Annotated in this window: 16 protein-coding genes; 5 read left to right on the top strand and 11 right to left on the bottom strand. The window is 42.4% G+C overall.

Annotation, left to right across the window (positions count from 1 at the left end):
* The first annotated feature begins 9 nt into the window (after window positions 1-9).
* From BFS30_RS27110 to BFS30_RS27100, 3 genes are read left to right on the top strand one after another with little or no spacing between them, the layout of a single operon-like run.
* Window positions 10-3,141 carry an efflux RND transporter permease subunit gene (locus BFS30_RS27110; RefSeq protein WP_069382163.1) on the top strand — a complete coding sequence of 1,044 codons (3,132 nt, stop codon included), beginning with the start codon at window positions 10-12 and terminating at the stop codon, window positions 3,139-3,141.
* A complete protein-coding gene (locus tag BFS30_RS27105; protein WP_069382162.1) occupies window positions 3,128-4,423 on the top strand; it encodes a TolC family protein in 1,296 nt (431 codons plus the stop codon). The genes BFS30_RS27110 and BFS30_RS27105 overlap by 14 nt, the downstream gene beginning before the upstream one ends.
* Window positions 4,424-4,441: 18 nt before the next feature.
* Complete coding sequence (locus BFS30_RS27100) at window positions 4,442-5,161, top strand: porin family protein (RefSeq protein ID WP_069382161.1); 720 nt, start codon at window positions 4,442-4,444, stop codon at window positions 5,159-5,161.
* A gap of 70 nt (window positions 5,162-5,231) precedes the next feature.
* Here BFS30_RS27100 and BFS30_RS27095 read toward each other — a convergent pair whose 3' ends face one another.
* Both BFS30_RS27095 and BFS30_RS27090 read right to left on the bottom strand, forming a co-directional pair.
* Window positions 5,232-5,474: a hypothetical protein gene (locus BFS30_RS27095; protein WP_069382160.1), complete on the bottom strand. Its 243-nt coding sequence runs from the start codon at window positions 5,472-5,474 to the stop codon at window positions 5,232-5,234.
* A gap of 57 nt (window positions 5,475-5,531) precedes the next feature.
* Window positions 5,532-6,302: a hypothetical protein gene (locus BFS30_RS27090; RefSeq protein WP_157263075.1), complete on the bottom strand. Its 771-nt coding sequence runs from the start codon at window positions 6,300-6,302 to the stop codon at window positions 5,532-5,534.
* A gap of 172 nt (window positions 6,303-6,474) precedes the next feature.
* Between BFS30_RS27090 and BFS30_RS27085 the strand changes: the two genes are divergently transcribed.
* Window positions 6,475-6,768 carry a DUF6122 family protein gene (locus tag BFS30_RS27085; protein ID WP_069382158.1) on the top strand — a complete coding sequence of 98 codons (294 nt, stop codon included), beginning with the start codon at window positions 6,475-6,477 and terminating at the stop codon, window positions 6,766-6,768.
* Window positions 6,769-6,771: 3 nt separating this feature from the next.
* On the opposite strand, the gene cls is transcribed toward BFS30_RS27085, so the two are convergent.
* From cls to BFS30_RS27050, 7 genes are all read right to left on the bottom strand, one after another.
* A complete protein-coding gene (cls, locus tag BFS30_RS27080) occupies window positions 6,772-8,223 on the bottom strand; it encodes a cardiolipin synthase (RefSeq protein ID WP_069382157.1) in 1,452 nt (483 codons plus the stop codon).
* A 16-nt stretch (window positions 8,224-8,239) separates the two neighbouring features.
* Complete coding sequence (locus tag BFS30_RS27075) at window positions 8,240-9,148, bottom strand: SAM hydrolase/SAM-dependent halogenase family protein (RefSeq protein WP_069382156.1); 909 nt, start codon at window positions 9,146-9,148, stop codon at window positions 8,240-8,242.
* 90 nt (window positions 9,149-9,238) lie between these two features.
* On the bottom strand, window positions 9,239-9,661 hold the full coding sequence (locus BFS30_RS27070) for a RidA family protein (protein WP_069382702.1): 423 nt from the start codon (window positions 9,659-9,661) through the stop codon (window positions 9,239-9,241).
* A gap of 41 nt (window positions 9,662-9,702) precedes the next feature.
* Window positions 9,703-10,527 carry an alpha/beta hydrolase gene (locus BFS30_RS27065; protein ID WP_069382155.1) on the bottom strand — a complete coding sequence of 275 codons (825 nt, stop codon included), beginning with the start codon at window positions 10,525-10,527 and terminating at the stop codon, window positions 9,703-9,705.
* A 73-nt stretch (window positions 10,528-10,600) separates the two neighbouring features.
* Window positions 10,601-12,205 (bottom strand): Na+/H+ antiporter, encoded by a 1,605-nt coding sequence (locus BFS30_RS27060; protein WP_069382154.1) that lies wholly within the window; start codon window positions 12,203-12,205, stop codon window positions 10,601-10,603.
* A gap of 38 nt (window positions 12,206-12,243) precedes the next feature.
* Window positions 12,244-12,960 carry a 2OG-Fe(II) oxygenase gene (locus BFS30_RS27055; protein ID WP_237028677.1) on the bottom strand — a complete coding sequence of 239 codons (717 nt, stop codon included), beginning with the start codon at window positions 12,958-12,960 and terminating at the stop codon, window positions 12,244-12,246.
* A 48-nt stretch (window positions 12,961-13,008) separates the two neighbouring features.
* Window positions 13,009-13,248: a DUF551 domain-containing protein gene (locus BFS30_RS27050; RefSeq protein WP_157263074.1), complete on the bottom strand. Its 240-nt coding sequence runs from the start codon at window positions 13,246-13,248 to the stop codon at window positions 13,009-13,011.
* 281 nt (window positions 13,249-13,529) lie between these two features.
* Here BFS30_RS27050 and BFS30_RS27045 point away from each other — a divergent pair, with 281 nt between their 5' ends.
* Window positions 13,530-14,036, top strand: coding sequence for a DUF892 family protein (locus tag BFS30_RS27045; protein ID WP_167353207.1), 507 nt, complete (start codon window positions 13,530-13,532; stop codon window positions 14,034-14,036).
* An 11-nt stretch (window positions 14,037-14,047) separates the two neighbouring features.
* Here BFS30_RS27045 and BFS30_RS27040 read toward each other — a convergent pair whose 3' ends face one another.
* Both BFS30_RS27040 and BFS30_RS27035 read right to left on the bottom strand, forming a co-directional pair.
* Complete coding sequence (locus BFS30_RS27040) at window positions 14,048-14,680, bottom strand: hypothetical protein (protein ID WP_069382151.1); 633 nt, start codon at window positions 14,678-14,680, stop codon at window positions 14,048-14,050.
* Window positions 14,681-14,883: 203 nt separating this feature from the next.
* The gene (locus BFS30_RS27035) at window positions 14,884-15,732 is read right to left on the bottom strand and encodes a universal stress protein (RefSeq protein ID WP_069382150.1); all 849 of its coding nucleotides are present in this window, start codon (window positions 15,730-15,732) and stop codon (window positions 14,884-14,886) included.
* Window positions 15,733-15,823: the final 91 nt, after the last annotated feature.

The following is a 15,823-nucleotide window of genomic DNA, read 5'->3' as shown; positions in this document are numbered from 1 at the left end:
AATACACAAATGAAAAATGTTGTACTTACCGCCATACAAAAGCGCTGGCTGATGCTGGCTTTATTCCTCCTTCTGGGCGTATTTGGCTATTATTCCTGGACAAAACTTGCTGTAGAAGCTTACCCGGATATTGCTGATGTAACTTCTCAGGTCGTTACCCAGGTGCCAGGCCTCGCCGCAGAAGAAGTTGAACAACAGATTACCATTCCCGTAGAACGGGCATTAAATGGAATGCCTGGGATGCACGTGATGCGAAGCAAAAGTACATTCGGCTTATCTATGATCACCATTGTGTTTAAAGACGGCACAGACGATTATTTTGCACGTATGCGCATTCAGGAACGGCTCAATGAGGTCGAACTTCCCTACGGAGCGAAACCTGGTCTGGATCCCCTCACTTCGCCCACAGGAGAAATTTACAGGTATGTGATTGAAAGTAAGGGGTATAGCCTCCGGGAACTGACTGGTCTTCAAAACTGGCTCATCATCCCCAAAATCAAACAGGTTTCAGGCGTAGCCGATGTCACGAACTTCGGGGGGATTACGACGCAGTACCAGATCGAACTTCATCCTGAAAAGCTGGAACAATACCAGCTGAGCATTGATGATGTGGAAGAAACGATTAGTAAAAACAATGCAAATGTAGGTGGAAGCATCCTCAACAGAGGAGAGCAAGGCTATGTGGTCCGTGGGATCGGCTTACTAAGGAATCTGGAAGATATTGGCCGCATCGTGGTCCGGACGCAAAAAGGTGTGCCAATTCTGTTGAATGACCTGGGAACTTTAAAATACGGGAATCTGGAGCGGAAAGGGGTATTGGGGTATACCGACCGGAGCCGAAACTACAGCGAGAGTATTGAAGGAATTGTATTGTTGCTAAAAGGTGAAAACCCTTCAGATGTCCTTTCGGGGATCAATAAAGCTGTTGATGAACTCAATAACGGCCTGCTTCCTGAAGGGGTAAAGATTCACACTTTTTTAGATCGTACGGATCTGGTAGATGCCACTCTGAATACCGTTTCTCATACCCTGATCGAAGGAATGGCCCTGGTGATCGTGGTTTTGATTGTCTTTTTGGGCAGTTGGAGAGCTGCGCTATTAGTAGCGATCACCGTGCCGATCTCCTTGCTAATTGCCTTTATCCTGATGAAACTAACGAATATTCCGGCCAACCTGCTTTCACTGGGAGCGATAGATTTCGGAATTATTGTCGATGGTGCAATCGTAATGATGGAGACGATTCTCAAAAAAAGAGAAGATCATCCGGAGGAAGTTCTGGAAGAAAAGTCAATTGCGGAGCGTGCATTCAGCGTAGCAAAACCCATCTTTTTTGCAACACTGATTATCATCACTGCTTACCTGCCTTTGTTTGCTTTTGAAAGGGTAGAGAAGAAACTTTTCACCCCTATGGCCTTTACAGTTGGCTATGCTTTGCTCGGTGCTCTGGCCGTTGCCTTGCTGTTGATTCCAGGACTTGCTTACCTCACTTATCGCAAGCCTAAAAAAATGTATCACAACAAATGGCTGGAGAAACTGAGCGTCGCTTACCATAGCAGAACCGGCAAAATTATGCAGCAACCCCGCAAGGTTTTTCTGCCGCTTGCACTGGTGCTGGCCGCGGCTATCGCTTTAAGTGTTGCTGTAGGAAAAGATTTCTTATCTCCTTTAGATGAGGGTTCTATATGGTTGCAGGTTCAGCTTCCTCCGGGAATTACGGTAGAGAAGTCTAGAGAGATGAGCGATACCCTCCGGCAGCGGACGATGAAACATAAGGAGGTGACTTACATGATGATTCAGGCCGGAAGAAACGATGATGGGACCGATCCTTTTAGCGCTTCTCACTTCGAATGTTCCATCGGGATTTTACCTTATTCCCAATGGCCAAGGGGGAAAACCAAGGCCGATCTGATCGAGGAATTGTCCAAAGAATATGAAGGCATGCCCGGGTATACCGTCGGCTTTGCACAGCCCATGATTGATGGCGTAATGGATAAAATTTCAGGTGCACACAGCGAACTCGTGGTGAAGGTCTATGGCGATAATTTTAAAGAGACCAGACGAATTGCAGAAGACATCCAACGTACATTGAAAACGGTGAAAGGGGCGGTAGATATCGCGATCGATCAGGAGCCTCCGCTTCCTCAGCTACAGATTCATGCTGACCGGGAAAAGATTGCTCAATATGGATTGAATGTTTCGGATGTAGGAAACCTGATAGAAGTGGCCATTGGTGGAAAAGCAATCTCACAAGTATTTATGGGCAATAAGGTTTACGATGTGATTTGTCGCTATAAAGAGGAGAGCAGGGACAGCCCTGAGAAGATTGGGAACCTGATGCTGAGGAACAATGAAGGGGCAAAAATTCCCTTGTCTCAGGTAGCAGAGATCAGGTTAAGTACAGGAGAAAGTACCATCACAAGGGAAACCAACAGAAGGCATTTGACAGTAAAGCTTAACATGAGGGGTACGGATTTATCTTCTTTACTTGCAGACGCTAAAGGTAAGATTGAGGCGAACGTTAAATACGATCATGATCAATACAGCATCCAGTGGGGAGGTCAGTTTGAAAACCAGAACCGTGCCTATTCCAGGTTGTTGGTGATTGTCCCGCTTGCCTTGGCCATCATGTTTTTATTGCTCTATGTGGCCTTCGGAAAGTTCAATCAGGCAGGACTGATTCTGACCATTGTTCCGCTGGCTTTATTTGGTGGAATGCTGGCTTTAAATCTGAGGGGAATGACGCTCAATGTTTCTTCCGCAGTAGGCTTTATTGCCTTGTTTGGAGTGGCCATTCAAAATGGAGTCATCATGATTTCCCATATCAATAACCTCCGTAAACAAGGGATGGTATTGAAGACTGCGGTAATTGAAGGCGCAAAGCATCGGTTCCGGCCGGTTCTGATGACGGCAACTGTGGCTGTTCTGGGCCTGTTACCTGCCTCTCTTGCGACAGGGATAGGATCCGATGTACAACGTCCACTGGCAACGGTGATTGTTTATGGCCTGCTCTTTTCTACTGCGATCACCTTATACGCGCTTCCGGCGCTTTATTACCTGCTGGAGCGAAAAGGAGAGGGCAGCAGGACAGGTCAGGAAACTAAATTATTAACGACTAATACCAACACCAATGAACTTACTTAATGAATATAAAAATGGCCTGCTGATCCTGTTGATGTTGTTTTCCGGAGGAAGGGTTGCTGCTCAGGTTGATACGACTTTTAAGCAATTGAAATTAACCTTCCCAACCTATTTGAAAATGGTAGGAGAACACAACCTCGGCTATGCTGCAGAGAAATTCAAAGTCAGTATTGCTCAGGCAGATGCGCTGAGTGCGAAGGTCTTTCCGGACCCTGAACTGAGTTTTGGGGCAGGAGATCATGGACAGCGCCGCATGAAAATGGGTTATGAAATCAGTTCAGGATTAAGCTATACGCTGGAACTGGGTGGTAAAAGAAGGGCGAGAATTAACCTTGCCAACAGGGAGGCAGAGCTGGCCCAGCTCTTACTGGATGATTATTTCAGAAACCTCAGGGTAGATGCAAGCGCGGCTTATCTCCATGCAATCAAGGAAAGAGAACTGTTGCGCGTCAAGATGAACTCTTATGAAATGATGAAAAGACTGAGCAGTTCGGATAGCATTCGTTTAAAAATGGGGGCAATTACAGCCGTTGATGCCCGGCAGTCCAGACTGGAAGCAGCATCTCAGCTGAATGAAGTTTTCCAGCAGGAGGCCGACTGGAAAGCGGCAGTCGCTAAGCTGAACCTGCTCATCGGATCCAAACAACGGGATTTGTTTTACCAGCCGGAAGCAGATATGAAAAAGCTCGATAGAGTTTTTAATCTGCAAGAGCTGATCTTAAATGCTCAGAATCGCCGTACCGATCTGCTGGCTGCGTTAAAAAGCAATGAGATATCTGTTAGCTTACTTAAGCTTGCTAAAGCCGCCAGAACGCTTGATTTGGGCCTTTCTATTGGCCTGGCTTCGAATTCTGTTGTTGCGAATGCGGTGGCACCTACACCTTCCTCTACAAATGTGACCATTGGGTTTAGTATCCCCTTAAAATTTTCCAATCAAAATCAGGGCGCATTAAAATCTGCCAGATATGGAGTTCAGCAGGGGGAAGTATTGTACAAACAAACTGAATTGCAGATTCAAACAGAGGTAACCCAGGCCTATTATAATTATCTGGCTGGCCGGAAGCAGGTTGCACAGTTTGGAGAAGGGATGTTACTGGATGCACAAAAAGTGCTGGATGGAAAGGTGTACAGCTATAAACGTGGAGAAACTTCGCTTCTGGAAGTCCTTACCGCCCAGCGAACGTTCAATGATGTTCAGCAAAGCTATCTGGAAACGCTGAATGTTTATGGAGATGCGTTGCTGGAACTGGAAAGAGCTGCCGGGATTTGGGATATTGAATTTTAACTGATAAAAAGACAGGAAATGAAAAAGATAATTGTGGTGTTATTGGGGCTGCTGCTGACTAATGTTGGAATGGCCCAGACAACGATAGGAATAACTCAGGAAGATGATAAAGAAACAACAGAGACCGGGAAACTGAGTTTTGGTCTGAAAGCAGGTTATTCCCGTTTTACGATTGCGGGAACGGGGCTAAGTGAGTTTTCTACCGGAGGAAAGCCGCTTTTTTTGGGTGGCTATTATTTTGGAATAGAACTCCATACAAAACTGAACAAATATTTAAGCATCAAACATGAACTTTCCATCCTTCAAAAGGGAGCGATACTAAAAATGGCAGAAGATTCCGTTTCCTCTGCTTTTGACAGCAAGTATAAAAATGTTTACCTGGATCTTGCTCCCTTTAGTCTGAGCTTTCACCTGGAAGGGTTGCAGATTTTTGCCGGGCCTTATACAGGGGTCTTGCTGTCTTCCTCCATTCAGCGGAAAAATGAATCCGGAGCACTTTACACAGACAAAAGTATTTTTGGAGATGCAAAACAAACAGGGAATTACACTCAAAAACTTGATGCCGGATTTTTGGCCGGATTGGGGTATGAGTTGAAGAATGGCCTGAACATACAGGCCAGATATTCCCATGGTCTTATTCCCCTGATAGAGCATACTGAAAGAAATGATAGTCAGTGGAAGATCTATAACCGGGGTGTTTCCTTAACCATTGGCTATACGCTTTCCGGAAAAAGATAATCCCTCTCCCACATTACCTGATTTTGCATGATGAAATTGTTTTCATCATGCAAAATCAGGTAACTCTCGTTCATTTCTTTATGCGGTTCTTTTTGGCTACTGAGTGGCGCTTTGCTTTTACAAAAGCAATGGTCACGCCTGCCAGGATCGCAATGATTTCATCAGTATGATTTGTACCCAGAATCAGCCTTTCTGCAAATTCAGCTGATGCCCTGGCTCTTTCCCTGTTTTTTCCATTCTCGACTCCTTTTTGAAATCCCTTGATGTAATAAGGATCTCTTTCCTCTTTGAAAAAAGTTCTTGTTGAATCCATAAGGTGTTCTTATTTATTTATTTATTTATTGATGTTTTTCCTTTTCATCAGGGCACGTCATTTTCTTTTAACAAATGGGACAGTTACGCCAGCTAATTTAGCAATGACTTCATCAGTAAGGTCTGTACCCTCAATTAATCTTTCTGCAAATTCAGAGGATGCTCTGATTGCTGCCTTAATCGTTGCCTTTTCTGTACCTTTTTGAAACCCCCTGATGTAATAAGGATCTCTTTCTTCTTTAAAAAATGTGCTTACTGATTCCATAATATGATTAAATTGTGTTTCTAAATTTCTTAACTGCACCAATATCCTGAGCTGATTCATATGCCTTTGCCCAGCCAGACTTCCATTGGTTTTTGCTTTTATTCCTTCAATTATTTTTCTTAAAACGGTTTCGGGATCTTCCTTACAAAAATCCCCGAGTACCGCCAGTATTTTCTGTTCCGGCTTTTCTGAGGCCAGGAACACTTTATAATCTATTTGATATAAGACAATCAGATGAAAACGGAATTTCAGACCTCTTTCTTCTATTCTGTTTATCATTGTTGATGTTGTTTTTCCCATGAACAATACATATTGCCTGATGTTGATCCTGTACTTCCTCCTTAACATTGCCCGGTATTCCAGCATCCGGTCAATCATTTCGGCATCGTTTTTCAATTGCCATTCTATGTGCAATACAAAGGTTTCTCCTGAATCATCCGCGATCTTTTTCAGCTGATCAGGAATTCTTTCCTTCGTATGTTGTATGCGCTCTGCAAGTTCCTCTGCTCTTGCGGTCTGAATACCGAGAATACCAATAAGTATATTCGGTATGGCTTCATTCATATTCTCTTTGATAATCTTATCATATTGGCTTGAACAGGAGGGATTCTGCATCTTAACATCTTTGATGTATGTCTAATATTGGTAATATATTTCACTTTAACAATATTATATTAAAAATAAGTAGCGTTTTTTATATTTTATTTGAAGCCTGCATAGCGGTATCTTTGAAGCCATGTTTCATATCTTCTTACATTTTCTGGTACCCGCGATAGTTGCTGTTGTTTTTTTTAGAAAAACCCTGTTGAAAGCATGGTTGATCATGATGGCTACTATGGTGGTAGACCTGGATCATTTATTGGCTGTGCCCATCTATGATCCTAACCGGTGCAGCATTGGATTTCATCCCTTACATTCTTATTATGCAATAGGGGTGTACGTGATTTTGTTGTTCTTTCCTAAGACGAGGTTAGTTGGAATAGGACTGGTCATCCATATGATTCTGGATTACATCGATTGCTTTATGTAGTCATTACAATAATGGAGAAAGCAACCTGGCTATCTTTTCAGGGAACTGTACTCTTGCGGACCTTGCAGCCCAGGTTACCGGGTCAATAGGGACGGAGAAGCTGAGGTCTTCTTCAAAAGCATGTTTCAGCTCTTTGGCAATTCCGGTATCGTAAATAACGGTATTCACTTCAAAATTCAGTTCAAAGCTGCGTTCGTCCATGTTTGCAGTCCCTATAAAGGATAATTGTTCATCGATCACCATGGTTTTCGCATGGATAAAACCTTTCTGATACTGATAGATTTCCACTCCTACATCCAGTAATTCCTGATAATAGGAACGGGCAGCAGCGGCAACCCAAATGGAATCCGACTCGAAGGGAACCAGTAGTTTTACTTTTACCCCGCTTAGGGCAGCTACAAAGAGCGCATCTAACAGACTAATCCCCGGAATAAAATATGGAGTGGTAATCAGGATCTCCTGATCAGCCATTCCTATTGCCTGAATGAGGTTCAGTAAGATCGTCGGATGGTCTGAATCGGGGCCACTCGCTGCAATCTGTACTTCTACATCTCCTTTAAGTTTTCCATGTGTATTGAAAAAGGCTTCCTGAATTTCTAAAGATTCTTCGGAACAGAAATTCCAGTCGGAGATGAACAAATGTTGCAGATAATGTACTCCAGGGCCTATAATCTTCACATGAGTATCTCTCCAAAATAAAGATTTAGAGTCACTGACATCATTGACATAACGGTCGCTGATATTGATCCCGCCTGTAAATCCAATATTTCCATCCACAATAATGATCTTTCTGTGGTTTCGGTAGTTAAGGCGATTTGCCAGGGCAATGAATAAGATTTTATAAAAAGGAAAGGCCTGAACTCCGGCTTTTTTGAGCTCTGGAACCAATTTTTTCCTGATAGAGCGACTGCCAAAATCATCATAAATTAAGCGGACCTGTACTCCTTGTTTTGCCTTTTCAATTAGAATGTCTTTGATCTCATTTCCGATTTTCTCGTCCTCGAAAATGTAATATTCCATATGAATATGATGTTTGGCATCCCGTAATGCCTGCAATACTTCCGGAAACTTCTGCTCGCCGTTTAGCAATAATTTGACCTCATTCTTTCCGGATAGTCCACTTACATTGCTGTTCAATAGCAATTGAGCGAGCTTTTTATACTTTTGAAGTTCCGGGTTCATCTCATCAACGGCTTTCTCTGAATTCAGAACAATCCTTGCATTGATCCTTTGAGATATGATGTCATCAGAAATGATTTTTTTGTTATAGATCTTCCTCACCCGGTAATTGATTCCAAATGAAAAGTAAATGATGACACCGATTACCGGAAGAAATACAGCCAGCATCAGATAAGCCAGTGTTTTGCTTACAGAGCGTGTGTCGTAGATAATGCGCAGGCAAACAGCTATAATAAAGAGGGTGTAGACAATTTCTAAGACGAGGATCCATTTCATATGAGTTGTTTTACCATTACTTAACCAGACTTACTTCTACTTTCCATTCATTGCCACTTTGTACCTGATGTTCTGCAGCAAAGTTACCCTGATTGATCGCAAATGATAACTCCAGCAAGCTGTTTAAGTAAGCCAGAGGTTTTCCCTCTTGTACTTCGCCAAATGTAGCATGATAAGGCATGCTTCCTTCATAAATCTTTTTATTCAGGTGATAAACCGTGAGAAGAAGCTGATCCCCATACTTAACACCCAGTTGATTTAGTAATTTTCCATCTATATTCGTCCATACATTTCCGTACTGAACATCCAAAACAGGGATATTTCCTTTGATTTTGCCATTTTCCATCAGCGCTTTCTGATAAGAAATCGAAACCACCTGATTTGGTAATTGTTTTCCTATCTGTTCAAAACTGATGGTTCCTGCGGCAAGTCGTGCTGCAGTGTAGGCGTAAACATCTCTTCCATGGAAGGTATAGGATTTTCCGGAACCTTTACGTCTGTTAACCGCCTCATTGATTTCTCTGACTGATTCAATGCCTAAAGATTCAGCAAGGAGGGTCAGGGTTCCGTTATCAGGGCTGACGATATAATGTCCGCTTTTGGTTTTCAGGACAACAGATTTGCGCTCCGTTCCAACGCCAGGATCAACCACCGAAACGAAAACCGTTCCTTTTGGATAATAGGGGACAGTTTGTAACAATCTGTAGGCAGCCTCCCATATGTTGTATGCGGGAATTTCATGGCTAAGGTCGTATAATTTTAAATCTGTGGAAACCCCCATTGCCACTCCTTTCATTGCCGATACAGCACCGTCTTTTAATCCAAAATCAGATTGAAAGACGACGATTTTATTCTGTGCGGAGGCAGTCCGACAAAGAAAAACCATAAATAATAAACAGACCAGGTGCAGTAAACTAATTTTCATTCCTTTAATGTTTAACCAGGAATAAATCTACTCGATTTAGGGTAATAAATGAAATCTCCTCCGGGAAGCCTTCCGGGAGGAGAAATGAGGTTAATCTTTCAAAAGGACTGCCGTTGCATCTATCTCAATCTGCATCCCGTCTAGGGCTAGTCGGGATACCGGAATGAGGGTGTTTACCGGATATTTCTCATCAGGCCATGCCTTTTTGCTCTCTTCGATGAGGATTTTATGCTTTTCCGGGCCATAATCTACCACTAATGTGGTCAGTTTCGCGATATGTTTAAGGGTTAAGCCCTTACTTTTAAGGGCGGTTTCGATATTTTTGAGGGTAAATCTCACCTGAGTTCTGAAGTCAGCAGAAAGTTCTCCTTTTTCATCGGTTCCCGCCTGTCCGGCCACAAAAACCAGGGTGCTGTTGGCCGGGACAGTGGCCATATGTGAATATCCGTGCGGACGTGGGTCGTAAAGCCCTTTCGGGTTACTGATTTCCTGTGACTGAGCTTGAATTGCCATAATACTGAATAGGATTATAAATAATGTTGATCTGAGTTTGTTCATGATTGGCTGAAATAATTATGGATAAATAAGAGTTGGAATGCGGAAGCTTTTGACCAATAGGTATTGTCGTGCACACCAGGACGTTCAATATAATCATGGTCAATCTTCAGGTCAGTTAGTTTTTTATGTAAAGTCCTGTTTACTTCCAGCAAAGGATCCTGAAGTCCACAGTCAATGATCAACTTCAATTCCTGGTTTTTAAGAGTAGCTACATTGTAGTTTACCGTATGTTCTTCCCAGCTTTTTTCATTACCCGCATAATCACCAAGACTTTTTTCGATGTCATAACCTTTTGTGGCTGCTCTGAAATCTACTGCTCCACAAATACTTCCTGCTGCACCGTACAACTCCTTATGACGCATTGCAAGGTATAAAGCGCCATGTCCGCCCATGCTCCAGCCGTAAATGGCTCTTTTGGTCCGATCTACAATCGTGGGATAGTTCTTATCAGTAAACTGAACCAGCTCTTTAGTAATAAAGCGCTCATACCTGATGTTTTCATCAACAGGACTATCGAAATACCAGCTCCCATATCCGCCATCAGCAAGCACAATGATCATTTGCAGGGCATCTGCCTGGGCTTTCAGATCAGGGATGTCCAGTTTCAAAGTTCTCCTTGCGTCTCCTGTATAGCCGTGCAGCAGGTATACTGTAGGATAGTACTTCTTTTCTTTCTGCTGTTTAGCCTGTTCCGGACAGATAAAAAGGCAGGTAATGTCTTTCTTCATGCTTTCGCTGTAGACCTTCACCGTATCCACTTTTGCGGCAAAAGCTGCGTCTGCAAAGAAAATTGCAGTTAAAATAAACAGTAATCGTTTCATATTCTTTTGTTTTATGAAACAAAGTTCTGCTTACTTTAACTGCAAAACATATACATATGTTGAGGGAATGAAACTAATAATTGATCTTTGCTTCATCCAGGTCAAGCTGGCTTTCCTGTTTTCGGATTTCTTCGTCGCTATAGCGGTTCTCTTTACGTAAGAGGTGCAATTCCTTGCGTTGTACGGCATAGATGTCCAGTAAAATGGAGTTGTAGAAGTCCATTTCGTCTTTTCTTATGGTATCACATTCCAAAGATTCCAGTCGCTGGTTATTGATGAAAATATCACTCTCCATCTGGTCTTTCAGAAAGCCGACTAATTCGTTTTCCTGAATCTCTTTTGAAAATTTCTCCTCCAGTCTTTTTAAAGAGACCTGCATCAGGTGAAGGCGGATCCCTGCTTCCTGTTCTCCTTCTGGCGGGAAATCGTCAATTTCCCTGATTTTCGTCCATTTGATTACCAGAGGTAAAGTCAACCCCTGAAATACCAAAGTCACAAGAATAACGACAAAGGTGATAAAGAGGATCAGGCTGCGGTGGGGGAAGGCGGTTCCATCTCCCATTAATAAGGGGATAGAAAGTGCTGAGGCCAGGGAAACGACCCCTCTCATCCCTGCCCAGCCTACAATTACAGGGCCTTTCCAGAGTGGGTTTACCGGATCAGCCCGTTTTCTATTGCCGAGCCATGCAGGTACATAAGCAATGAGGAGTACATAAAATACCCGGATAACGATAATGATCAGGCTGATGATCAGCCCGTAATTGATGGCCTGACTGATGGAGTAATCACCCAGACTCTCCATGATTACAGGAAGCTCAAGACCAATGAGGATAAAAACCAGGCCATTTAAAACAAAGGCCAGAGTTGCCCAGACACCCACTGCCTGTATCCTGGAATTGCTGTGTGCAAAAATTTCATGGGACCTGAAGGAAAGAAATAACCCTCCGCTGACTACCGCCATCACCCCGGAAAAATGAAAATGTTCTGCTCCTATATACATGAAATAAGGTGTCATGAGGGTTAATGCTGCATCAATACTAGGTGTGGTGGGTAAAAAGCGGTGCACTGCATAAACGATATGTGCGATGGCCAGGCCAATTACTACCCCCATTCCTGCTGCAAGGAAAAATTGTCCCACTGCCTGTTGCATGGAAAATTGACCTGAAAGTATTGCCGCCAGTGCAAAACGGAATACGATTAAACTGGATGCATCATTGATGAGGCTTTCTCCTTCCAATACCGCAGTTAACCGTTTGGGTATTTTGATGTTCTTCAATACAGAATTTGCCGCTACCGCATCGGGAGGTGAAATAATCCCGCCCAATAAAAAGCCCATTGCCAGGGTAAAGCCAGGAATCATTGTTGTAGAAACATAAGCTACAATGATCGAGGTAAAGAATACCAGACCAAAGGCCAGTGCAGCGATCGGCCTTTTCCATTTCCAGAAATCATTCCAGGAAGTATACCAGGCTGATTCATATAATAGTGGTGGCAGGAAGATCAGGAAGATGAGCTCCGGTTCAATTTTTATCTTTGGTATTCCTGGAATAAAGCTGATGGCGAGACCGGCGATGACCAGAAAGATTGGATAAGATATCTTGAGTTTTTGTGCCAGCATGGTCAGCATAAAAACAGCGAAAAGAAGCACAAGTACGAGGAGCAGAGTTTCACTAAACATATACAGGAGGTAAAATCAGCTATGAATATAGGAAATGTTTAACTCAGTGCATCATGAAAAATGATCCCCAGTGTATGACGCTGTCCGCTATGCAGTGGGCTGACCCCATGTTTCATATTTACCCGATAATAGCCTTTACTCCCTTTTACGGGGCGGAAGTTTGTGGTAAAGATCAGCATATCACCTCTTTTGGGGCGGAGAACGTTAGCTTTGGATTGTGCTCTTGGAATCTGCTCGGTCAGTACAAATTCCCCGCCACGGTAATCCTCATCCGGTTCATTTAAAAACAGGACAATTTGCAGGGGGAAGTAGGTTTCTCCATATAAATCCTGGTGAAGGGTGTTGAATCCTCCTTTGCCATACTTAAGAATCAGTACAGTAGGTTTTGTCTGGCCGTTGTCGTGACAGGTTTTTTTGAACTCTTCATGGGTTTCCGGGTAGAGCTGATCAAGATTCAGGACTTTCATCCATTGATTGGCAATCGGAGCAATGAACGAATAAACCGTTTGTCTGATCCTTGTAATCAGATCTGGTAGCGGATATTGAAAATATTTATATTCTCCAAGACCAAAACGGTAACGCTCCATGGTAATCGTTTTCCGGTAGGTATGGTCGTCCTGATAGGCGCTGATCAATTCTGTACATTCCGTTTTGCTGAGCACATTTTCTACATTGGCATAGCCATGTTCATGCAGGTGATGGCCTATTTCTTCCCAGTTCCTGGCTTTTAGGTTGCTTGTAACGCTGTTCATCATTTAATTGTTTAGGTAATCTTATTGATGTTGGTTACAAAGCTAATGGCTCTATTGCAGAGAAGAAATCCGATTCTTGCTAAACAGCTCCGGTAAATCCATCCATCCCGTCACCTTCAGACAGGGACTTAAATTTTCTTCTTCCTGAAGTTCCCATTCCTGCAGATAAGTATTGTAACGGGCAATGTGATAACCATATTCTAACTCAGGATTCATGACTGTAATCAATTTATAGCCATGGTCTTTTGGTAATTGCTGATCTGTTGAAATCCAATCTTTTGTCGTCATCATAAGTGATTCATAAATGCTGGGTGTATAACCGCCGAAGAATATTTTTGTTTTAATTTTTAATGTAAATCATAAACAAAAAAAGATAGCTTAGAGCAGAAGTATGATAAATTTCATTGTTTTTATAAAACAAATCAACAAAAAATAGGTTTTTACTTTATATTTTTTGATGTAAGTGCTTTTAAATCAGTTTGATTCTTGCGAATTAAATGCGATTTAACGAAATTTATAGTAACATTTTTCTTGATTTTGGTTTAACTGACTTCTGAATTATGACAGATACCATGAGTAGAATAGGCCTGCATGATTTTTTCATTGATGGGCTGGAAGAGATTTATGATGCAGAAAAAAGGTTTATGAAATGTTTTGCCGCCCTTGGACTGGCGGCAGTAAGCAAAGAACTTCAACATGCGCTGATTTCGCATGGCGCGGTTACCGAAAAACACCTGGGACATCTGGAGGCTATCATGGGTAGGTTTCATCATCAAGCTGGGGCAGGGACTTGTTTGCTGGTGGAAAACCTGACAGATAAAGCATCTGGTATGATCCGGAAGATTGAGACGGGGACCGCACTGAGAGATGTAGCTATTTTCTGCCTCGTTAAAGTTATTCAACACTATAAAATTGCTATTTATAGTAGTCTGGTCTCTTTATCCGCAGAAATGAAGCATTCAAAAGTGACGGTTTTACTGGAGGAATGCCTGAGTGATGAAAAGGATATAGAGGAGTATTTAACGAAGATCGCCAGCGGTTTTATTGGTCCCGCTGCGAAAGAGGCCGGATTAAAATAGTATAAAAGAGCTTATTTAACGAGTCCTTTACTTCGCATATCGTTGATCAGCACTTCGCTAAATTCCGTAGCCAGGCTCTGTGGACTATTTGGCGCAGAAGTTTTCGTTTGCAGTGAATACAAGAGTTCATCTGAGCCGAGTTTATAAAAATTGGCTTCCAGCATGAAATTAGTGCTTACCGTATAATAGCCAGGTTCATATATGCGCGCATAGAGGGTTCGGTAATGCCCCCAAAACCGATAGGTTTGCGGGTAGTAACCTACAGAAGGACCGTAATAGGTCCTTTGTTTTTTCCGGTCCAGTAATGCCACGGTAAAGGTTCCATCATATCCTTTATCTCTGATTTTTTTTATCGCTTCTTTTTCATTCAATCCGTCAAATGCTTTAGGACCGTATTCCGCGTAAGCAGAACCGGCATTTATACCATGGCTGGAAAGGATCCTGACCATCGAATTTTCAATCTCTTCCCTAAGTTCCCGATCCTTTGATCCCATTAAACCGATCACCAGCACCTTCTGATATTGTCCAAATTGTCCTGATGGATTTGCCCAGGAGGAAATGATTTTTGTGCTGGTACAGGAATTAAATAATAAGGTCAATAGAAAAAACATTCCTAAAAGACCAATAAACATCGATTTTTTCATGATGTGTGTAATTTATATACCTTAAACAATCCAGTATAAATTTAGTTCTTTTTGTCCATCAAAAAAAACAAACCACTTGACTGCTTAATTGTTTAACCAGGAATATGAACAGATACCAGGCTACTGTTGAGGAGTTAATACTTCCCGCAGGGATAAACCTGAACGGAATACCCCGGCTCACGCTAAAATAATTGATGAGTTGATTAATCAATGAGTTCTGATCTTTTGATAAAGAGCAGGGGAATATGACTGTGATAAGCTAGTTTTTCGGTTAGACTGCGGTGAAACAGACTTTGAAAGAAAGCGTATTTCCTTGGGATAGCAATCACCAGCTGAATGTCGTTTTCTTCCGCGAAACTCATAATCCCTGCTGCGCAATCTTTATGATTGGTAAAATGATATGCTGGATTTTCATCATCCCATAATTTATGAAGTGCTGTTTGCTGAGTAATGATATCAGGGCTGTAATGTTCACTCTCATTATAATCCACATTCAGGATAAACAATTTGGCCTTAAGCGCATGGATGAGTTTTTTGATCGTCACAACCGGACTGATTTCTGCTACTTCTTTCAGATCAGTGGCCAGTGCAATGCGTTTAATGCGTTCAATAGGAGCTTCCAAAGGAACCAATAATAAAGGGACATCGCATTCTTTTGCCACATTCAGGCTATTGCTGCCAAGTAATAATTTCTCCATTTTGTTTTTTCCCCTGATTCCCATCACCACGAGTTCAATCTCTTCTTCCACTGTAAAAGCCTGCACGGCCAGCATCAGAGGTCTTTCATCGGTATGGATTTCTATCAGCGTCTGTTGATTTCCAAGTGTAAGCAGGTCATTTCTAAGGTATTCTAGGAATTCCAGGCTTTGCTGGTGTAATTGTTTAATATCTGCAGGCTCCGGAAGCGGAAGTTCCGAGCTTACATATGGAATGTCGTAAGAGTGATAAAGAATGATCCTGGAAAATCCGATTTGCCAGGCGATAGAGACCGCATAATAAGCAGCATGGCTGGCGGTCTCTGAAAAATCTGTTGCCACTAATATGGTTTTCATGATTTCTTCTTTTTATCCAACAAATTGACATTGCTGATAACTTATAAACAAGAGAAGAGGTCCGCTGTTTTAATAATTTTGATTTATATGT

The organism is Pedobacter steynii, from assembly GCF_001721645.1.
In the GTDB taxonomy this organism is placed as follows: domain Bacteria; phylum Bacteroidota; class Bacteroidia; order Sphingobacteriales; family Sphingobacteriaceae; genus Pedobacter; species Pedobacter steynii_A.
Note: the sequence above shows the minus strand (reverse complement) of the source record. Positions and strands in the feature narration are given on the sequence as shown.